Origin of the sequence: Micromonospora sp. NPDC005553 (assembly GCF_042871765.1) — a bacterium.
In the GTDB taxonomy this organism is placed as follows: domain Bacteria; phylum Actinomycetota; class Actinomycetes; order Mycobacteriales; family Micromonosporaceae; genus Micromonospora.
In genome coordinates this window covers 529,849-550,235 of record NZ_JBIAJD010000003.1, presented here as the reverse complement: position 1 = coordinate 550,235, position 20,387 = coordinate 529,849, and the positions used below count along the sequence as shown (strand labels likewise).

Genomic DNA, 20,387 nt, shown 5'->3' with positions numbered 1-20,387 from the left:
CGGCGGCCTGCCAAGGCGCGGGGTCGGCGGTGGCCGGCCGGGCCGGCGCGTCAAAACGAGCTAGATCCAATGGGGCACTTCATACGGTCCTGTTCGGAATGTCGCCTCCCGTTGCAGAACCGTTACCCGTCCGCATCTTGCCCGACATCGAACCAGCCGAATTAATTTGTTCAGCGATTCGACAAAATGTCGGTGGGGGCACCCTGGCACGGTGTGACCACCGGCTCCATCAGGGACGGCCTTCGGCGAGCCGACTCCCGCGAGCTCTGTCACTACGACACAGGAGGCGGCGTGTCCCGTTCTCGTCGTGCCCGCGTACCAATCACCGCAACCCTGATCTCCCTGGCAATGGCCTCGACCACCCTGTTCGGCGCGCCCGCGCAGGCGGCCGCCCAGGCTCCCCCACGGGATGCGAAAGCCGCAGCCCCGGTCAGCCAGGTGGCGCCGAAGGCGCCAAAGGCCGCGGCCGATCCCTTCTCCGTCCTGATCTTCTCCAAGACCGCCGGCTTCCGGCACGACTCGATCCCCACCGGCGTCGCCGCCATCCAACAGCTCGGCGCCGCCAACGGATTCACAGTGGACAACTCCGAGGACGGCGCAGCATTCAACGACGCCAACCTGGCGAAGTACAAGGCGGTGATCTGGCTCTCCACCACCGGTGACGTGCTCAACGCCGACCAGCAGGCGGCGTTCGAGCGCTATGTGAAGGCCGGCGGCGGCTACGTCGGCATCCACGCCGCGTCGGACACCGAGTACAGCTGGGCCTGGTACGGCGACCTGGTCGGCGCGTACTTCGCCAACCACCCGCAGAACCAGACGGCCACCGTCAAGGTGGAGGACCACGCCCACCCGTCCACGGCCGGATTGCCGGACCGGTGGTCCCGGTTCGACGAGTGGTACAACTACCAGAGCAACCCCCGGCCGGACGTGCACGTGCTGGCCAGCCTGGACGAGAAGAGCTACACCCCCGGCGCCGGCGCGATGGGTGCGGACCACCCGGTCGCCTGGTGTCAGGACTACGACGGTGGCCGCTCCTGGTACACCGGTTTGGGGCACACCCGGGAGTCGTACGCCGAGCCCGAGTTCCTGTCCCACCTGCTCGGCGGCATCCGCACCGCGGCCGGCGTCGAGAACGCCGACTGCGGCGCCTCGAAGACCTCGAACTTCGAGAAGGTCACGCTGGACAGCAACACCAGCAACCCGATGGAGCTGGACATCGCCCCCGACGGGCGGGTCTTCTACATCGAGCGTGACGGTCGCGTGCAGATCGTGAAGCCGGACACCGGCAACACCGTCACCGCCGTCGACCTGGACGTCTTCACCGGCAACGAGGACGGTCTCATCGGCATCCGGCTCGACCCGGACTTCGCCACGAACAACTGGGTGTACCTGTACTACGCCCCGAACGACGGGGTCACCCGCAACCTGCTGTCCCGCTTCACGGTCACCGGCGACACCATCAGCCTGGCCAGCGAGAAGCAGGTGCTCCGGGTCGACACCCAGCGCAACACCTGCTGCCACGCCGGGGGCAGCATGACCTTCGACGGCGACGGCAACCTCTACCTGGCAACCGGTGACAACACCAACCCGTTCGAGTCGAACTCGTACTCGCCGCTCGACGAGCGGGCGGGCCGCCAGGACTACGACGCGCAGCGCACCTCCGCGAACACCAACGACCTGCGCGGCAAGGTGATCCGGATCCACCCGGAGGACGACGGAACGTACACGGTTCCGGCCGGCAACCTCTTCGCGGCGGGCACCGAGAAGACCCGTCCCGAGATCTACGCGATGGGCTTCCGCAACCCGTTCCGGATCGGCACCGACCCGAAGACCAACACGCTGTACGTGGCGGACTACGGGCCGGACGCCAACACCGACAACCCGAACCGCGGCCCCCGCGGTCTGGTCGAGTGGAACATCGTCACCCCGGGCAACTACGGCTGGCCGTACTGCACGGGCACGAACGAGGCGTACAACGACTACACGTTCCCGTCCGGTCCGAGTGGCCCGAAGTTCGACTGCGCCGCACCGGTCAACAACTCGCCGAACAACACCGGCCTGACCAACCTCCCGCCGGTGGTCCCGGCGACCGTCGACTACGGGTACGCCGGTGACGCGCGCTACCCGGAGATCGGCGGCGGCGGCGCCCCGATGGGTGGCCCGGTCTACCGTTACGACGCCGACCTGAACTCGAACCGCAAGTGGCCGGCGTACTACGACGGCAAGGCTCTGCTCGGTGAGTGGAACCAGAACAAGATGTACACCATGCAGGTGACCCCCGACGGCAAGTCGTTGGTGGACATCAACCAGTTGCTCACCGGCATGAGCATGGTCCGGCCGATGGACTTCGAGTTCGGCCCGGACGGCGCGCTGTACCTGATCGAGTGGGGCAGCGGCTTCGGTGGCAACAACGACAACTCCGGCGTCTACCGGATCGACTACACCGCCGGTGACCGTGCGCCCATCGCGGCGGCGTCCGCCAACCCGACCTCGGGCCCGGCGCCGTTGGCTGTCACGTTCTCCAGCGCCGGTTCCCGGGACCCGGACGGTGGCGCGCTCACCTACGCCTGGACGTTCGGCGACGGGCAGACCTCGACCGAGGCCAACCCGACCCACACGTACGCCACGGCGGGCAACTACACCGCCCAGCTCACCGTCACCAACCCCAAGGGTCGTACCGCGGTGGCGAACGTGCCGGTGACGGTCGGCAACACCGCGCCGACGGTCACCATCGAGTTCCCGCCGGACGGTGGCTTCTTCAACTGGGGTGACCAGGTCCGGTACACCATCAAGGTGACCGACCCCGAGGACGGGGAGATCGACTGCGCCCGGGTCGGGCTGCAGGTGCTGCTCGGTCACGACGAGCACGCCCACCCGCTGGAGCAGCACACCGGCTGCACCGGCACCGTCCAGACGTCGCTCGCCTCCGGGCACGGCGCCGAGGCGAACGTCTTCGCGGTCTTCGAGGCCACCTACACCGACGAGGGTGGAGCCGGTGGCTCCGGTGCCCTGACCGGCCGGCAGATCGAGGTCCTCCAGCCGAAGCAGAAGCAGGCCGAGTACTTCACCGCCACCGGGCGCGCCCCGGTGAGCACCGGCGGTGGAGACCCCGGCGTGCAGCGCGAGGCCGGCGCCGACACCGCCGGTGGCGGCCAGAGCATCGCCTTCATCGAGGACGGTGACTGGTGGTCGGTCGCCCCGGCGAACCTGACCAACATCACCGAGATCCGGTTCCGGGCCGCCTCCGCCGCCGCTGGCGGTCGGATCGAGGTGCGCGCCGGTGCTGTCGACGGACCGGTGGTCGCCACGGCCGTCGTACCGTCGACCGGGGCGTGGCAGACGTACACGGACGTGAGCGCGCCGGTCACCGGTGCCGCGAGCGGCTCGCTGTACTTCCTGGCGCGCGATCCGAACGGCGGAAGTGGTTCGCTGTTCAACGTCAACTGGATGGACTTCGTCGGCCGCGGTGTCACCGAGAACGGGCCGCCGGTGGTCAGCGCCACGGCCACCCCGGGCACCGGCACCGCACCGGTCACCGTCGCCTTCGACGGCACGGCCACCGACGCCGAGGGCGACACCCCGCTGACGTACGCCTGGGACTTCGGTGACGGAGGCACGGCGACCACAGTGGACGCCAGCCACACCTACACCACCGCGGGCACCTTCACGGCCACCCTCACGGTGACCGACAGCAAGGGCGCCAAGTCGTACGCCACCGTGCCGGTGCGGGTCGACGCTCCGGACACGTCCTGCTTCGGGGCGCGTTCGGACGACTTCAACGGCAACAGCCTCGACAAGGCCCGCTGGACCAGCGTGATCCGGGAGAACCAGCTCTACTCGCTCAGTGGCGGCGCGCTCCGGCTGCCCACTGGCGTTGGTGACCTCTACGGCGCTCGCAACGACGCCACGAACCTGGTGCTCCAGGCGGCCCCGACCGGCGCGTGGGAGATGACCACCAAGGTCACCCTGCCGGTGACGGCCAACTACCAGCAGGCAGGTCTGCTGGTGTACGGCGACGACGACAACTACGCCAAGGTGGACCTGCTGTACAACGGCAGCCGTCGGGTGGAGTTCATCCGGGAGACGGCGGCGACTCCTCGCAACGAGGCCGCCGACGCCACCAACGCACCTGCCGGTGACACCGTGTACCTGCGGATCACCAGCGACGGGACGAACCTGACCGCGTCCGCCTCGGGCGACGGTCAGACGTTCACCCCGGTGGGCCGTTCGGCCGCGCTCGCCGGCATCACCAACCCGCGGATCGGGGTCTTCGCGCTCAACGGTGGCACTGAGGCACCTGTTGTCGACGCGGCCTTCGACTCGTTCCAGGTGACGCCGGACGCCCCGGCCGGGCCGGTCGACCCGTCGGACGAGTTCACCGGCAGCACGCTCGACAAGTGCCGGTGGGACGCGATCCTTCGGGAGGACCCGAACGGTTACCGGGTCACCGGTGGCGCGTTGCGCATCGACGTGCCCAACGGTGACATCTACGGCACCGACAACACCGGGCCGAAGAACTTCATCCTCCAGACCGCGCCGTCGGGCGACTGGACCCTGGAGACGAAGGTCGACGGCAGTCTGCTGAACGAGCAGTACCAGCAGGCGGGTCTGCTCGTGCAGGCGGACGACGACAACTACCTGAAGCTCGACTTCATCGCGGACAACCAGGCCGGCCAGGCGGTGACGCGGCGGATCGAGTTCCGCAGCGAGATCGCCGGGGTGGTCCAGAACCCGCAGCCCGAGGCGGGCAACCTGACCTCGGCGGTGTGGCACCTGCGGCTGGCCCGCACGGGCGACACGTTCACCGCGTCGTACTCGGCCGACGGCACGGCCTGGACCGCGTTGGAGACGCTGACCAACAGCGCGGTGGGTGCCACCCCGAAGGTCGGGTTGTTCACCCTCGGCGCCAACCAGACGGCGTCGAAGACCGCCTCGTTCGACTACTTCCGGCTCAGCACGGAGGTGGCCGACGAGACGGCACCGGTGACCACTGCGGCGGTTTCCGGTACCCCGACCGACGGGTGGCACACCGGGCCGGTGACGATCACGCTCACCGGTGCCGACGAGGCCGGCGGTAGCGGGCTCGCCGGTACGGAGTACCAGCTGGACGGGGCCACCACCTGGACGGCGTACACCGCTCCGGTGGCGGTCAGCGGGGACGGCGAGCACGAGCTCCGGTTCCGCTCGACGGACAAGGCCGGCAACGTGGAGGCGACCAAGACCGTCTCGGTCAAGATCGACGCCACCGCGCCGGTGACCTCGGCGACGTTCGCTCCGGCGAACGACGCCGGTTGGCACAACGGGAGCATCCCGGTCGTGCTGGCCGCCACCGACGCCGGTTCCGGTGTCAAGACGGTGGAGTGGTCGCTCGACGGTGGCGCGTGGGCGCCGTACTCGACGCCGATCGAGGTGACCGGCGACGGACAGCACGAGCTGCTGTTCCGCTCGGCGGACAAGGCGGGCAACGTCGAGACGCTGAAGTCGGCGGTGCTGCGCATCGACGGCACCAAGCCGACGCTGCTGGTGTCCGGGCTGGCCGACGGCCAGCTCTACGGCGACAGCCAGGACGTCCGGGTGGCCTGGCAGGCCGTTGACCCGACCTCGGGCATCGCCAGCGTGGTCGGTCAGCTCGACGGCCAGGCGTACACCAGTGGCACCCTGCAGGCCATGTACGACCTGTCGCTCGGCCTGCACGAGCTGACCGTGACCGCGACCGACAAGGCGGGCAACAAGACCACCTCGACGGTCCGGTTCTTCGTCACCACCTCGTTCCGGGACATGCAGAGTCTGCTGGACCGGTTCAAGGCGACGGGGCGGCTCTCGACCAAGGCGCACAAGCAGCTGTCGAACAAGCTCGACGCTGTCCGTGCGTCCGAGGCGGCCGGCGACGACAAGGCGGCTGTCCGGCAGCTGACCGCGTTCCGGACGCTCGCCTCCGACACCGCGCTGGTGGGCGAGGCGGAGGTCCGGGACGTCCTGATCCGGGACGCCGATGCCATGATCGTTCGGCTCGGCGGCGCGGCCAGCAAGGCCGGGGTCAAGGCGAACGACGGTGACTCGGTCAAGGGCACCGGACGGCTTGGTGGCGACGCCACCCGGCTGGCACCCGGTCGCCAGCTCTGATCCGACGAGGCCCCTCCTCGGCGCTGCGGCGTCGGGGAGGGGCCTCCCTCATCGGTAGGAAGGGAGATGTCCGTGACCGGTATCCGCAAGGCGTTGGCCGCCGTGTTCGTCGGGCTGGCCCTGACCCTGTCCGCCGCCGCCCCGGCGGCTCAGGCCGCTCAGGCGGCGCAGGCAGCCCAGGCCGCCCCGGCGGCGCAGGCCGACAAGCTCAAACTCACTGTGGCCGGCGACGGGGCTCAGGGAGTCACCATCCAGGCCACCTACGCCGATGGCCGCAGGCTGGAGCAGGTGGTGCGGCTGGTCCTCACCGCCACCGGTCCGGACGGGCAGCGGGTCGGGCCGGTGCAGCTGGAACCGCAGCCCGAGGGGCAGGGTTTCTACAGCAGCGGCCCGGTGCTCTCCACCGGCACGTGGAAGGTGTCGGTGAACTCCCCCGCTCCCCTGGCGGGCAAGGCCACCGCCACGGTGCAGGCCAAGGCGGCGCAGTCGCCGCCGGCGCCCGCGCCGGTCGCGGTGACCACGCCGACGGACGACGCCGGCAGCGCCGCCTGGTGGCCGTTCGCGGCGGCCGGTCTCGTGCTCGTCGCCGCGGCGATGGGGGTGGCCATGCTCTTCGGCCGCCGACGCACCACCTGACCGAACCAGCAGTGCATGACAGGGCCGGGCCGCGACGAGCGGCCCGGCCCTGTGTCGTCTCGGCTTCCGTGAAGTCGGGGCTTCCGCAGACCGCAGATGCCCCGATTTCACGGAACGCGGGTGGATCAGCGACAGCGCGCCGTCAGAGGATGGCGCGCAGCGCCGCCAGATCGTCGTCGCTGGGCTCCCAGACGCCGGCGGCGGCGTTGGCGCGCACCTGCTCGGGCGTTGTGGCACCGGCGATCACCGAGGTCACCGCCGGCTGGGCGGCCAGTCCGCCGATCGCCACCTGGAGCATCGTCAGACCCCGCTCGGCCGCGTACGCCTCGATCGCCTCGATGGTGTCCCAGTCGGCCGCGGCGAGCCGCTCCGCGTACCGGCCACCACCGGAGAGCCGGCTGCCGGCCGGCGGCTGACCCTCCCGCTTGTACTTGCCGGTGAGCAGGCCGTTGGCGAGCGGGAAGAACGGCAGCATGCCGAGGCCGAACCGCTCACACGCCGGGATCACTTCGGCCTCCACGGACCGCTCCACCAGGCTGTAGTGGTTCTGCGCGCTGATGAAGCGGGACCGGCCGTTGGACGAGGCGACCCAGTCCGCGTCGGCGATCTGCCAGCCGGCGAAGTTGGAGTTGCCCAGGTAGCGCACCTTGCCGTCACGGACCAGGTCGTCCAGGGCGGCGAGGGTCTCGTCGATCGGGGTGCCCGGGTCGGGCTCGTGCATCTGGTACAGGTCGATGTGGTCGGTGCCGAGCCGGCGCAGCGACGCCTCCACCGCGCGGGCGATGTAGCGCCGCGCACCCCGCGCGCCGTAGTCCGGTCCGTTGAGCCCGTTCATGTCCATGCCGAACTTGGTGGCCACCACCACGTCGTCCCGGCGGCCCTTGAGCGCCTGCCCGAGCAGTTCCTCGGAGCCGCCCTGCGGCTCGCCGTAGATGTCGGCGGTGTCGAACAGGGTGATCCCGGCGTCCAGGGCCGCGTCCACCACCGCCCGGGTGCCGTCGAGGTCCAACTTGCGGCCGAAGTTGTTGCAGCCGATGCCGACCACGGACACCACGAGCCCGGAGTCGCCCAGCCGGCGATAGGTCATCTGGTCACTCATGAGACACCCTCGTCTCCAATCATGTCGAGGTGCGGAATCAATTCACGTTCGCTGGTTACCGACACAGCGTTGACCACCCCTGAGGTCGCGCCGACAGTTGTGGCGGCAAAGTAGCCGTTGCTCCATATGATTGGCAGTCTGGATTTTCACCTGAACCTCCCCGGCACTATCTGCCGCCGCGCTTATAGTGATTGTTGTGATGGAGGTGGTGCGCTACACCTACCGGCTGCGCCCCGGCGCGACCGCGACGGCCGCACTGCTCGCCGAATGGGGCCGCTGCCGATTTCTATGGAACGAAGCCGTGCACCAGCAGAAGGTTGGCGCGAAGCCCACCTTCGGCAGCCTGTCCAAGATGCTCACCGAAGCCCGCGCCCGAAACGCCTGGCTGCGCTCCGGATCGCAGGTCGCTCAGCAACAGACCCTGCGCACCTTTGCGGCCGCGCTGCGCCACTCGTTCACCGTCCCAGGCCGCGGACGGCCGACGGTGAAAACCCGCAAACGATCGCTGCCCAGCATGGAATACACCCTGCGTGGCTTCACCATCGCCGACACCCGGCTGCGCCTTGCCGGTGGCATCACCACGCCCGTCGTCTGGTCCCGGCACCTGCCGTCTCCGCCGACCAGCGTGCGCGTCTACCAGGACAGCCTCGGGCACTGGTACGCGTCGTTCGTCGTCCGCCGCGAGGCCGCCGCCGCACCCGAGGCGTCCGAGGCGATCGGCGTTGACTGGGGTGTGAAGACCACCGCCACGACCACCGATGCCCGCTTCGATTTGCCGTACCTCGGGCATCGCAAGCGGTGCGCCGCTGAGTTGGCCAGGGCGCAGCGGAAGATGGCCCGCCGACGCCGCCCGAAGGGTCACACGCACTCCAACGGCTACCGCAAAGCCAAGCGCGCGGCGGCGAAGCTGCACAAGACAGCAACCCGGCAAAACACCCACGACTCCCGCCAGTGGGCTAAACGGGTCGTTGACCACCACCAGGTGATCGCCGTGGAAGACTTCAAACCGGCCTTCCTGGCCAGGTCCACGATGGCACGTAAAGCCGCCGACGCCGCGATCGGCGCGGCCAAGCGGGAACTGATCCAGCAGGGCACGCGGGCGGGCCGGAAGGTGGTGATGGTTCCGCCTGCCTACACGACCATGACGTGTTCCTCGTGCGCGGTGAGAGCCAAGCAGCGCATCGGGTTGAACGTCAGAGTTTTCGAGTGCGCGGCCTGCGGCTTCACCGCCTGCCGCGACCTCAACGCCGCGAGGACGATCCTCGCCACGGTAGAGCGCGACCGTGCCGGTGCCGACGACGTAAGACATGCGATCACCTCCCTTCGGGGTGCGGGGTCGAATGCGGTCCGAGCCGGATATCCCCCGGAATCATCCGTCGGGAAGCGTTAAGTCAGTCACGAGATCCACCCTATGCCGGCTCGGTGCGGGCCACCTCGGCGGCGGCTCAGCCGACCACCTCGGTGACCAGCTCACGGGCGGCGTTGATGGTCGCGGCCAGCTCGGCCGGACTGCGGCCGACGCCACCGAGCAGTGCCTGCGCCCGCTGCGCGAAACGCGGAGGCGCCCCCGGCAGCCGCCCCGCTGCGGCGATCATCCCCTTCTCGTTGATCAACCAGCGGCCCGCCCGGGCGTGCAGCACCTGGGCGAGCACTCCGACCGCCCGGAACAGGCAGCCGGCGACGTATCCGCTGTCCCCGCCTGCGGCGGCCTTGGCCGCGCCGGCCAACAGGAACCCGGCCTCCCAGCCGCCGGCCACGAGCGCGTCGGCCAACGCGGGCGGATAGTCCCGGGCCTGCTCCTTCAGCGCGGTCAGCTGGCCGGTCGGGTCCGCCAGCACCTGGCACATCGCCACCTCGCCGACGTAGGCGGACGAGTAGAACCCGAGCGGGTGCCCGGCCTGCACACCGACCTCGTACCGACCGGCCCGGCAGTCCGCCCAGGCGCTGTGCACCCGGTCGAGGTCCCGGTAGATCCAGTCCACGGCGACCCCGCCGATCCGCAGCCAACCACCCCCGTCCACCCAGGGGCCCCAACCACCGGGGGCGGTGAGCGCGACGGCGGTGTCGGCGACCGTCGCTGCCACCGCACGCAGCGCCGGCAGGTCCAGCTCACCCCGGTAGTAGAGACCGAGGTCCCAGTCGGAGTCCGGGCGCTGCTCGCCGCGCGCCCGGCTGCCGCCGAGCGCCACGGCGACCACCCCCTCGACGGCACACAGGCGGTCGGGCAGGTCGGTGGGGATCACCCGACATCCCAGACCGGTTCCGGAGTCTCCACCACCTCGCTGTCGCCTCGGAACAGCACGAACCTGTCGAAGGAGCGGGTGAACCAACGGTCGTGGGTGACAGCGATCACCGTCCCCTCGAAGGCGTTAAGGCCCGTTTCGAGAGCTTCCGCGCTGGCCAGGTCGAGGTTGTCGGTGGGCTCGTCGAGCAGCAGCAGGGTCGCCCCGGACAGCTCCAACAGCAGCACCAGGAACCGGGCCTGCTGCCCGCCGGAGAGCGTGCCGAAGCGCTGGTCGCCCTGCGCGGCCAGCTCGTAGCGACTGAGCACACCCATCGCCGCGTGCCGGTCCATCCCGGTGCGGTGCTCGTCGCCCCGCCAGAGGATCTCGACAAGCGTCTTCGACATCAGCTCCGGCCGGTCGTGAGTCTGGGAGAAGTGCCCGGGGCGGACCCGGGCACCGAGGCGGGCCGACCCCTCGTGCATCACCGGAGCGAGCGCGCCCGCGCCGTCGACCGGGCCGTTCGCCGGGTCCGGGTCGGTGCCGCCGCGGGCCAGCAGCCGCAGGAAGTGCGACTTGCCGGTGCCGTTGGCACCGAGCACCGCCACCCGGTCGCCGTACCAGATCTCCAGGTCGAAGGGGAATGTCAGGCCGTCGAGCTCCAGCTGCTCGCAGACGACCGCGCGCTTGCCGGTCCGCCCGCCGCTGAGCCGCATCCGGATGTCCTGGTCCTTCGGCGGTACGGGCGGCGGCCCGGCCTTCTCGAACTTGCGCAACCGGGTCTGCGCGGCCTGGTAACGCGAGGCCAACCCGTCGTTGTACGCGGCCTTCTGCTTGTACATCAGCACCAGCTCGCGCAGCTTCTGGTGCTCCTCGTCCCAGCGCCGGCGCAGCTCGTCGAGGCGGGCGTGCCGAGCCACCCGAGCCTCGTACCAGCTGGCGAAGCCGCCCGGGTGCACCCAGGCACTGCCACCCTCGACGGCGACCACCCGGTCGGCGCTCTGGGCCAGCAGCTCGCGGTCGTGCGAGACGTAGAGCACCGACTTCGTCGACTCGCGCAGTCGCGCCTCCAGCCAGCGCTTGCCGGGCACGTCGAGGAAGTTGTCAGGTTCGTCGAGCAGCAGCACCTCGTCCGGGCCGCGTAACAGCAACTCCAGGGCGAAGCGCTTCTGCTGGCCGCCGGAGAGGGTACGCACCGGACGGTCCCGTACGGCGTCCCACGGCTTACCGAGCACGATGGTCGCGACGGTGTCGAAGAGCACCTCGGCGTCGTACCCGCCGGCCTCGCCCCAGGCGCCGAGCGCATCGGCGTACGCCAACTGGGCCTTGCCCGCGGCGTTGCTGAACTTGCCGTGGGTCTCAGCCGCCCGCATGGCCGCCTCGGTCTCGCCGAGCCGCCGGCCGGCGTCGCGAAGCGCCGGAGGGGCCAGCGACAACGCCAGGTCGGCGAGGGTCGACTCGTCACCGATCATGCCGATGAACTGGCGCATCACACCCAGCCCGCCGGCCCGCGCGACCACGCCGCTGCGCACCGGCAGGTCGCCGGCGACCATCCTCAGCAGCGTCGTCTTTCCCGCGCCGTTCGGCCCGACCAGGGCGACCTTGCTGCCCTCACCGACCCGGAACGACACGTCGGCGAAGAGTTCCCGACCGTCGGGCAGGATGTGCCCGACCGCTGCCACGTCCACGTATCCCACGCCGGGATCCTGCCCCAGTGAGGGTCGGGGGGTACATCCAATTACCGGGTGACGCGCAGCACCCGGAAGCCTTTCTGGCTGGCGTACCGCTCGACCTGCCAGCTCTGCTCGGTGAGCCAGCGTTGCAGCGAGTCGCCGCCGAGGTGTCGGGCGACGACCAACCAGCCGACGCCGTCCGGGGCGAGTCGGGGCAGCCAGCGCAGCAACAGGTCGTGCAGCCCGTCCTTGCCGATCCGGATGGGCGGGTTCGACCAGATCTGGGCGAAGCGGACGTCGTCCGGAACGTCGTCTGGCGCGCTGACCCGGACCCGGTCGGCGGCACCGACCCGAGCCGCGTTGGCGGCGGTCAGTTCGCGGGCCCGGGCGTTGACGTCGACGGCCCAGATGGTGCTGCTGGGCGCGAGGTCGGCCAGTACGCAGCTGATCGGCCCGAACCCGCAGCCGAGGTCGAGCAGGTCACCGGTGGTGTCGTCGGCGGGCAGCTCGGCCTTGCGCAGCAGCACCGCGGTGCCGGGGTCGAGCCGGCTGGCGGAGAACACCCCGCCGGCCGAGGTGAGCCGGTAGTCGCGGTCGGCGACGGTGAACTCGACCTCGCGCGCCGGGGCGTCGCTGGTGGGCTGAGCGGTGAAGTAGTGGTCGCCGGTCACCCGACAATTCTCGCACCGGTCCGGGGCGGACCTGACGCGGCCCACACGTACATTTCCCCGAAATTACTACCTAAAGGGACAATGACTCCTACTCTGGGCGACATGGTGTATCGGTACCAGTCCGATGAGGACGCTTTCGAGGAGTACCCGGAGCCCGGGTCCGACCTGTCGGTGCTCGGCGCCGGTCCGCCCCCGGCGGCCGGGCCCTCTCCGTCACGCTTCCCCACGCCGTCGCTGCCCCGCCCGAACCAGCTCTCGCTGCCCTCGTCGCAGCCGGCACCGGCTCGCACGGAGGTGCCACAGCTCGGGCCGGCGGCCCACGCCGATGCGCCGCAGGCAGTGCCGACACGCGCCGACATCCCACCCGCACCGCCGCGCAGCCAGATCTACACCTCGGCGACGGCGGCTGAGCCGCCCGCCCGGCGCGGCGGCGGTCGACTGTGGCAGGCACTGATCGGCGGCGCAGCCGTCCTGGTGCTGCTCGCCCTCTGCGGCCTCGGCGCCGCCGCGCTGCTCATCGACCGCGGCGAGCAGCCGCAGAGCAACCCGACGAACCAGCCGAACGCCGCCCCCACGTCGGCGTCGGCGGAACGGCTCGCCCTCGACTCCCGGGACACCGACCAGGCCCCGCTCACCGCCAAGGAACTCTTCCCCGGCAAGGAGCTGAAGCTCACCGACGGCCAGCCGAGCTACCAGGTGCTCAAGACACAGTCCAGCGGCAGTTGCGCCGTAGCCGCCACCGACGAGGTCGCCGACCTGCTGGTCCGGCTCGGCTGCAACCAGATCGTCCGGGCCACCCTCAGTACGCCCGACGACAGCCACCTGGTCACCGCCGGCCTGTTCAACCTCACCGACAAGGTCAGCGCGGAACGAGCCCGAGACCGGCTCCGGCAACTTCTCGACGAGCGGCAGGGCCGTTTCCGTGGCCTCACCGCGAACGACGGCGACGGCACCGATGTCCTGGCCAACGCCCCGGCACGCGTCGGCTGGCAGGTCCGTGGCCACTACCTGGCGTACGCGCTGGTGGTCCGCAAGGACGGCACAGCGGTCAAGGCGGGAGACGCCAAGGTCCGCGAGATCCTGTTCGACATGATCGAGTTGCACCTCAGCCGGGGCGTGCTGCAGAGCCGGGCCGACGGTGGCACCGCCTCGCAACCGACGGCGGCACCTACCGGCAGCAACGCCAACCAGGGCGATCTGCCCGGCGACTGACAGTGCGGACGGTCAACCCTCGATCGGGACCCGCAACCGGCGGGTGAGGGTCGCCCGTTGGGCGTACTCGGACGGATCTGCCGGGTAGCCGACGGCGACCAGGGTCAGCCCGCGCGCGGGGGCCACCGTCACCTCGCTGGACCGCTCCCGCTGGGTGAGCAGAGTCCCCGGCCACTCGACCGGGCGACGGCCGTCCCCGGCCACCAGCATGGCTCCCACCAGGCTGCGCACCATCGCCTGACAGAACGCGTCAGCCTGCACTGTGGCGACCAGGATGCCGTCCGGGTCGCGACGCCAGTCCAGCCGGGTCACCTCGCGCAGTGTGGTGGCGTGCTCCTTGCGCCGGCAGTACGCGGCGAAGTCGTGCTCCCCCACCAGCCCGGTGGCGGCGGCGTTCAGCGCGGCCAGGTCCAACGGCTTCGGCCAGGCCAGCACCTCGTGGCGGCGCAACGGCTCGGCGCCGAAAGGCGCGTCGGTGACCCGGTACTCGTAGCGCCGGAAGGTGGCCGAGAACCGGGCGTCGAAGTCGGCCGGCACCTCGGTCATCGCCCGTACCCGCACGTCCGTGGGGAGCAGCCGGGCCAGCCGACGCAGCAGCCGCCCCTCGTGCTGGCGCCACACGTCCACGGGCAGGTCCACGTGGCACACCTGACCGGTGGCGTGCACTCCCGCGTCGGTCCGCCCGGCCACCGTCAGCCCGGTGGCGGTACCGACGCCGAGAACCAGGTCCAGGGTCTCGACGAGCACCCCCGCGACGGTGCGCCTGGTCGGCTGGGCTGCCCAGCCGGAGAAGTCGGTGCCGTCGTACGAGACGTCCAGCCGCAGCCGGATCCGCTCGTCCACCTCGTACCTCCTGTTACGGGTCGGGCCCGGCACCCCGATGGGGGTGCCGGGCCCGACGATGCCCTTGATCAGGCCTTGTTCTCGGTGGCCTCGTCGCTGTCCTCGCGGGCGGCGTCGGTGTCACCGGACGCCGACACCGGCGCCTCGGAGTCCTGGTCGGCCGGAGCCGACTTCGGGGCCTCGTCGGCCGGGGCGAGCGCCTCGACCTTGTCCTGCTGCGCGGCCTTGCGGGCGGCGGTCTTCTTGTTCGCCTTCGGCTCGGCGACCTGAAGCTCCTCCACCAGCTCGATGATGGCCATCGGCGCGTTGTCACCCTTGCGCGGACCGGTCTTCACGATCCGGGTGTAACCGCCGGGGCGGTTGGAGTACCGGGGCGCGATCTGGTCGAACAGGGCGTAGACCACGTCCTTGTCCTTGACGACACCCAGCACCCGACGCCGCGAGGCGAGGTCACCGCGCTTGGCCTTGGTGATGAGCTGCTCGGCCAGCGGGCGCAGCCGCCGGGCCTTCGTCTCGGTGGTCTGGATCTTCCCGTGCTGGAACAGCGCGGTCGCCAGGTTGGCCAGCATCAGCCGCTCGTGCGAGGGGCTGCCGCCGAGGCGGGGGCCCTTGGTGGGCGTGGGCATTTTTGGTGCTCCTCAGTTGTGGCGGCAGCGCGGACTAGAGCTGCTCGGTCTCGCGGTAGTCGTCGGTGTCGTAGTCGGCCTCGCCGAAGGTGTCCACGACGTGCGCCGGGTCGAAGTTCGGAGCCGAGTCCTTCAGCCCGAGACCCATCCCGGCGAGCTTCATCTTGACCTCGTCGATCGACTTCTGACCGAAGTTGCGAATGTCGAGGAGGTCGGCCTCGGTACGCCCGATGAGCTCACCAACGGAGTTGATGCCCTCGCGCTTGAGGCAGTTGTAGGAGCGGACGGTGAGGTCCAGCTCCTCGATCGGCAGAGCGAGGTCCGCCGCCAGCTGGGCGTCCTGCGGGGACGGCCCGATGTCGATGCCCTCGGCGGTCTCGTCCAGCTCCCGGGCGAGCCCGAACAGCTCCACCAGCGTCGAACCGGCGGAGGCCAGCGCGGTACGCGGACCCATCGACGGCTTGGTCTCGACGTCGATGATCAGCCGGTCGAAGTCGGTGCGCTGCTCGACACGGGTCGCCTCGACGCGGTAGGTCACCTTCAGCACCGGCGAGTAGATCGAGTCGACCGGGATGCGGCCGATCTCGGCGCCGGACTGCTTGTTCTGCGCCGCCGTCACGTAGCCCCGGCCCCGCTCGACGGTCAGCTCCATGTCGAGCCGGCCCTTGCCGTTCAGGGTGGCGAGCTTGAGATCCGGGTTGTGCACCGAGACGCCGGCCGGGGGCTGGATGTCGCCCGCGGTCACATCGCCCGGGCCCTGCTTACGCAGGTACATGCTGACCGGCTCGTCGTGCTCGGAGCTGACGCACAGCTCCTTGATGTTCATGACGAGCTCGACCACGTCCTCCTTGACACCGGGGATCGTGGTGAACTCGTGCAGCACACCGTCGATCTTGATCGAGGTGACGGCCGCGCCCGGGATCGACGACAGCAGCGTACGCCGCAGCGAGTTACCCAGGGTGTAGCCGAAGCCCGGCTCCAGCGGCTCGATGGCGAACCGGGACCGGGTCTCGTTGATCGACTCCTCGGAGAGGGAGGGTCGCTGGCTGATGAGCATCTTTTCTCTTCTCTTCCGGGGCGCCCGCTATTTGACGCCCACGACACAAACTGTTCCGGTGGCCCGCCCCGAAGGGCGGGCCACCGAACGAGCTCGGACTACTTGGAGTAGAGCTCGACGATCAACTGCTCCTGGACCTGCGTGTCGATGACCTGCCGGGCCGGGAGGGAGTGCACGAGCACCTTCATCTGGCTCGGGATGGCCTCAAGCCACGCCGGAACCGTCTTCGAGCCGGCCTGAGCCTGCGCGACGATGAACGGGGTGAGCTCCTTGCTCTTGCCCCGAACCTCGATGATGTCGTGCTCCTTGACGCGGTACGACGGGATGTCGACCTTCTTGCCGTTCACCGTGAAGTGACCGTGCTTGACCAGCTGGCGGGCCATGTCCCGCGAGTGGGCGAAGCCGGCCCGGTAAACGACGTTGTCCAGCCGCGACTCGAGGATCTGCAGGAGGACCTCACCGGTCTTGGCCTGCTTGCCAACGGCTTCCTCGTAGTAACCGCGGAACTGCTTCTCCAGCACGCCGTAAACCCGACGGGCCTTCTGCTTCTCGCGGAGCTGGAGCAGGTACTCCGTCTCCTTCGTGCGGCCGCGGCCGTGCTGCCCGGGCGGGAACGGCCGGGACTCGAACGGGCACTTCGGACCATCGCACTTGCTGCCCTTGAGGAACAGCTTCATCTTCTCCCGCCGGCAACGGCGGCAGTCTGCACCGGTGTAACGAGCCATCTCTCTCTACCTCTCAGACCCGGCGACGCTTCGGCGGACGGCACCCGTTGTGCGGCTGCGGGGTGACGTCGGCGATCTGCCCGACCTCGAGGCCCACTGCCTGCAGCGAACGGATGGCGGTTTCCCGGCCGGAGCCGGGGCCCTTGACGAACACGTCGACCTTGCGCATGCCGTGCTCCATGGCGCGACGCGCGGCAGCCTCGGCGGCCAGCTGCGCAGCGAACGGAGTCGACTTGCGGGAGCCCTTGAAGCCGACCTGGCCAGCGGAGGCCCAGGAGATGACCGCACCGGTCGGGTCCGTGATGGACACGATGGTGTTGTTGAACGTGCTCTTGATGTGCGCCTGCCCGTGGGCGACGTTCTTGCGTTCCTTGCGCCGGACCTTCTTTACAGCGGCTCCGGCACGAGCCTTCGGTGGCATAAGTCTGTGCGCTCCTAGTTGACTTTCCGGACTGGGTTGCGACCCGACCCGCCTCGGCGGCGGCCGATCCCGTCATCCGGTTAAGAACTACTTCTTGCCGGGCTTCTTCTTGCCGGCGACGGTCCGCTTCGGGCCCTTGCGGGTCCGGGCATTGGTCTTGGTCCGCTGGCCACGCACGGGCAGGCCCCGGCGGTGCCGGATGCCGGCGTAGCAGCCGATCTCAACCTTGCGGCGGATGTCAGCGGCGACCTCGCGGCGCAGGTCGCCTTCAACCTTGTAGTTGCCCTCGATGTGGTCGCGGAGCTGCACGAGCTCCTCGTCCGTGAGGTCCCGAGCGCGCTTGTCCGGCGAGATGCCGGTGGCGGCGAGTGTCTCCAGGGCGCGGGTGCGACCGACCCCGAAGATGTAGGTGAGCGCGATCTCCAACCGCTTTTCGCGGGGGAGATCCACGCCGACTAGACGTGCCATGTGCGGGCGTACTCCTCGTGATGTGTGGCGGAGGTGTGGACCCGTCCCACCCCGCTACCGGCCGTCCCGTCCTTCCGACGCGGTGAGCGCCGGCGACCGGGATCGGTCGCTGCCCGAGCGGGCCCCGGCCTCCGACCGGGGGTCAGCCACGCAGAGGTACGTCTGGCGTACCGCTCGCGGCTGGGACGAGCATGTGTGATGTGTGTGTCGCTGGGGATCCGCCTGGACCAACGCCACCCGGCCGTGCTCCGGCCGGACGGGCTGAGTCAGCCCTGGCGCTGCTTGTGGCGCGGGTCGCTGCAGATGACCATGACCCGGCCGTGCCGGCGGATAACCCGGCACTTCTGGCAGATCCTCTTGACGCTCGGCTTGACCTTCACGGTTGCCTTACTTCCCATCTGGCCCGGTTACGCGTTCTGCGCGGCACCGGACGTCGAAGACGGACACGGGACTTCCCGGCCGTCGTCAGGACTACTTGTAGCGGTAGACGATGCGCCCGCGGGTCAGGTCGTACGGCGAGAGTTCGACGACGACCCGGTCCTCCGGAAGGATACGGATGTAGTGCTGCCGCATCTTCCCGCTGATGTGAGCCAACACCTTGTGGCCGTTCGCGAGCTCCACCCGGAACATGGCGTTCGGCAGGGGCTCGATGACCCGACCCTCGATCTCAATGGCTCCGTCTTTTTTCGGCATGTCCTCCGCTGTCCTGACGTCGATTGCACCGGGCGGCCCACAACGTCTTACACGGAAATCTGATCAGAATCAGAAGCCCGCGCCAGCCGCGGCTCCAGCTCCCACCGAAGCGCAGGGTGGGCATGCCGGAGTGGACGCTGTGCGCCGATCTGAAAGTGTACGCCGGCCTGCGGTCCCCCGCCAAACCGGCCACCCACCAACCCGCGCGAGTCCCTCCGAACCCCACCCTCAGGCCCTGTTGATCATGAAGTTGTTGTCACGACACGCCGTATTCGGCAGCAACAACTTCATGATCGACCAACCGCGGCGAGTCCGGTCCGCGGCTTGGAGTCGGTGGGGTTCAGGGGGTTGGTTCGTCGTTGTCGGCTTGAGGGCGCGCTTTGCCTGCTTGCGCTCCCGGCGGCGTTGGCGCTTCACGGCCTGGCGCTGGGGCTCCTTCGCAGCCAGCCCGCTGACCGTGCGGACCACCAGCACCGCGCCCCACGGCCCGGCCACCCAGACCGGCCAGAAGTAGAGCAGGTCCTTGCTGAGCACCGACGTCACCGCCCAGATGGTCACCACGATGGCGATCACCCGCAGGTACGGGAACCACACCTCGGCCAGCCAGCGGGCGGCCACGCCCCTGCTGAAGGCCGGATCGAGCTGGTCACCCAGCGGGCTCATCGTCGACCCGGCGACCGGCGCCAGGCCCGACCGCTGCGCCGGCGTCACCGGCGGCAGATCGGTCAGCAGGCCCTCGAGGTCGGCGTACGTGCGCGCCGCGTAGGCCCGCTGCAACCGCTCGTCGTACTCGTGCAGATCCAGTCGGCCCTCGTCGAGGGCGACCCGCAACCGGTCAGCCACCGCCGCACGGTCCGAGTCCGCGGCTCGCATCCCGTCACGCCCGTCCATGCCGGCAAGCATGCCACCGTCGCGCCACTCACGCCCGCCCCCGACAGCGGTCGATCATGAAGCTGTTGCCCGCCCCACCGGCGTGTCGGGGCTGGAACTTCATGATCAACGGCGCGACGCGGGGCCGGGAGCGTACTAGGGAGTTTTCGTGCCCGCGGGTTGGCGGGCGGTCACCAGGTCGCCCAGGCGGGCCCGGCCACCGTCGAACGCGGTGAGCACCCAGACCCCGTCCGGCAGCAGCGCCATCGAATGCTCGACGTGCGCGGCCACAGAGCCGTCCCGGGTGACGACCGTCCACCCGTCGGCCAACTCGACGGTACGCGGGGACGCCATGGTGATCATCGGCTCGATGGCCAGGGCCATCCCGGTGACCAGTCGCGGACCCTTGCCCGGCCGACCGTGGTTGAGCACGTGTGGGTCCTGGTGCATCTCGGTGCCGATGCCGTGCCCGCCGTAGCCGTCGACGATGCCGTACCGGCCGCCCTTGCGGACAGCGGTCTCCACAGCGTGCGAGATGTCGGTGAGGCGGCCCTTGCCGCTGGCGGCACCACGCGCAGCGGCGGCGATACCGGCCCACATGGCGTCCTCGGCGACCTCGGCCATCTTCAACAGCGCCGGGTCGACGTCACCGACCCCGACCGTGATCGCGGAGTCGCCGTGCCACCCGTCCAGCACCGCGCCGCAGTCGATGGAGATCAGGTCACCGGCCTGGAGCACCTGCTTCGGCGACGGGATGGCGTGCACGATCTGCTCGTTGACCGAGGAGCAGATCGACGCCGGAAAGCCGTGGTAGCCCTTGAACGACGGAACGCCGCCCGCCTCGCGGATGGTCGCCTCCGCGATGGCGTCCAGATCGGCGGTGCTCACACCGGGGGCGACAGCCTCCCGCATCCGACGCAACGCCTCGGCCACCACCAGCCCGGCGGCCCGCATCTTCTCGATCTGGTCAGGGGTCTTCAGCTGGATGTCCAGCTGGGGACGACGCATGGAGCGGTTACCTTTCGTTGCCGAACAGCGGGGCACATAA

At 69.9% G+C, this 20,387-nt stretch carries 18 protein-coding genes; 4 read left to right on the top strand and 14 right to left on the bottom strand.

The genetic code is table 11. From position 1 onward, the window contains the following. Positions 1 to 291 precede the first annotated feature (291 nt). Entirely contained in the window at positions 292 to 6,123 is a 5,832-nt protein-coding gene (locus tag ACFYPG_RS15110; protein WP_387352323.1) for a ThuA domain-containing protein, read from the top strand. Positions 6,124 to 6,189: 66 nt separating this feature from the next. Beyond that, positions 6,190 to 6,759 (top strand): hypothetical protein, encoded by a 570-nt coding sequence (locus ACFYPG_RS15105; RefSeq protein WP_387352322.1) that lies wholly within the window; start codon positions 6,190 to 6,192, stop codon positions 6,757 to 6,759. 142 nt (positions 6,760 to 6,901) lie between these two features. On the opposite strand, the gene ACFYPG_RS15100 is transcribed toward ACFYPG_RS15105, so the two are convergent. Further along, entirely contained in the window at positions 6,902 to 7,846 is a 945-nt protein-coding gene (locus tag ACFYPG_RS15100; protein ID WP_355009667.1) for an aldo/keto reductase, read from the bottom strand. 211 nt (positions 7,847 to 8,057) lie between these two features. Between ACFYPG_RS15100 and ACFYPG_RS15095 the strand changes: the two genes are divergently transcribed. Continuing rightward, positions 8,058 to 9,248 (top strand): RNA-guided endonuclease InsQ/TnpB family protein, encoded by a 1,191-nt coding sequence (locus ACFYPG_RS15095; RefSeq protein ID WP_387352717.1) that lies wholly within the window; start codon positions 8,058 to 8,060, stop codon positions 9,246 to 9,248. Between the two features lie 55 nt (positions 9,249 to 9,303). Here ACFYPG_RS15095 and ACFYPG_RS15090 read toward each other — a convergent pair whose 3' ends face one another. The 3 genes from ACFYPG_RS15090 to ACFYPG_RS15080 are packed head-to-tail and all read right to left on the bottom strand — an operon-like array spanning position 9,304 to position 12,424. Then, positions 9,304 to 10,101, bottom strand: coding sequence for a nucleotidyltransferase domain-containing protein (locus ACFYPG_RS15090; protein ID WP_387352321.1), 798 nt, complete (start codon positions 10,099 to 10,101; stop codon positions 9,304 to 9,306). Beyond that, complete coding sequence (locus ACFYPG_RS15085) at positions 10,098 to 11,777, bottom strand: ABC-F family ATP-binding cassette domain-containing protein (protein WP_387352320.1); 1,680 nt, start codon at positions 11,775 to 11,777, stop codon at positions 10,098 to 10,100. The genes ACFYPG_RS15090 and ACFYPG_RS15085 overlap by 4 nt, the downstream gene beginning before the upstream one ends. 41 nt (positions 11,778 to 11,818) lie before the next feature. Beyond that, on the bottom strand, positions 11,819 to 12,424 hold the full coding sequence (locus ACFYPG_RS15080; RefSeq protein ID WP_387352319.1) for a class I SAM-dependent methyltransferase: 606 nt from the start codon (positions 12,422 to 12,424) through the stop codon (positions 11,819 to 11,821). Positions 12,425 to 12,526: 102 nt separating this feature from the next. Between ACFYPG_RS15080 and ACFYPG_RS15075 the strand changes: the two genes are divergently transcribed. Further along, positions 12,527 to 13,636 (top strand): hypothetical protein, encoded by a 1,110-nt coding sequence (locus tag ACFYPG_RS15075; protein ID WP_387352317.1) that lies wholly within the window; start codon positions 12,527 to 12,529, stop codon positions 13,634 to 13,636. Between the two features lie 12 nt (positions 13,637 to 13,648). On the opposite strand, the gene truA is transcribed toward ACFYPG_RS15075, so the two are convergent. The 10 genes from truA to map form a co-directional block, all read right to left on the bottom strand. Next, on the bottom strand, positions 13,649 to 14,479 hold the full coding sequence (gene truA / locus ACFYPG_RS15070; RefSeq protein ID WP_387352316.1) for a tRNA pseudouridine(38-40) synthase TruA: 831 nt from the start codon (positions 14,477 to 14,479) through the stop codon (positions 13,649 to 13,651). Between the two features lie 68 nt (positions 14,480 to 14,547). Continuing rightward, complete coding sequence (gene rplQ, locus ACFYPG_RS15065) at positions 14,548 to 15,105, bottom strand: 50S ribosomal protein L17 (RefSeq protein WP_091402374.1); 558 nt, start codon at positions 15,103 to 15,105, stop codon at positions 14,548 to 14,550. A 34-nt stretch (positions 15,106 to 15,139) separates the two neighbouring features. Next, entirely contained in the window at positions 15,140 to 16,162 is a 1,023-nt protein-coding gene (locus tag ACFYPG_RS15060; protein WP_007465227.1) for a DNA-directed RNA polymerase subunit alpha, read from the bottom strand. 98 nt (positions 16,163 to 16,260) lie between these two features. After that, complete coding sequence (rpsD, locus tag ACFYPG_RS15055; RefSeq protein ID WP_030329921.1) at positions 16,261 to 16,887, bottom strand: 30S ribosomal protein S4; 627 nt, start codon at positions 16,885 to 16,887, stop codon at positions 16,261 to 16,263. A 13-nt stretch (positions 16,888 to 16,900) separates the two neighbouring features. Then, on the bottom strand, positions 16,901 to 17,308 hold the full coding sequence (gene rpsK / locus ACFYPG_RS15050; RefSeq protein WP_030329919.1) for a 30S ribosomal protein S11: 408 nt from the start codon (positions 17,306 to 17,308) through the stop codon (positions 16,901 to 16,903). Between the two features lie 87 nt (positions 17,309 to 17,395). After that, positions 17,396 to 17,776 (bottom strand): 30S ribosomal protein S13, encoded by a 381-nt coding sequence (rpsM, locus tag ACFYPG_RS15045; protein WP_030329917.1) that lies wholly within the window; start codon positions 17,774 to 17,776, stop codon positions 17,396 to 17,398. A 266-nt stretch (positions 17,777 to 18,042) separates the two neighbouring features. Beyond that, positions 18,043 to 18,156 carry a 50S ribosomal protein L36 gene (gene rpmJ / locus ACFYPG_RS15040; RefSeq protein WP_088952025.1) on the bottom strand — a complete coding sequence of 38 codons (114 nt, stop codon included), beginning with the start codon at positions 18,154 to 18,156 and terminating at the stop codon, positions 18,043 to 18,045. A 91-nt stretch (positions 18,157 to 18,247) separates the two neighbouring features. Continuing rightward, on the bottom strand, positions 18,248 to 18,469 hold the full coding sequence (gene infA / locus ACFYPG_RS15035) for a translation initiation factor IF-1 (protein ID WP_007073013.1): 222 nt from the start codon (positions 18,467 to 18,469) through the stop codon (positions 18,248 to 18,250). Between the two features lie 228 nt (positions 18,470 to 18,697). Then, positions 18,698 to 19,360, bottom strand: coding sequence for a DUF1707 domain-containing protein (locus ACFYPG_RS15030; protein ID WP_387352313.1), 663 nt, complete (start codon positions 19,358 to 19,360; stop codon positions 18,698 to 18,700). A gap of 135 nt (positions 19,361 to 19,495) precedes the next feature. After that, the gene (map, locus tag ACFYPG_RS15025) at positions 19,496 to 20,347 is read right to left on the bottom strand and encodes a type I methionyl aminopeptidase (RefSeq protein WP_355009610.1); all 852 of its coding nucleotides are present in this window, start codon (positions 20,345 to 20,347) and stop codon (positions 19,496 to 19,498) included. Positions 20,348 to 20,387 lie beyond the last annotated feature (40 nt).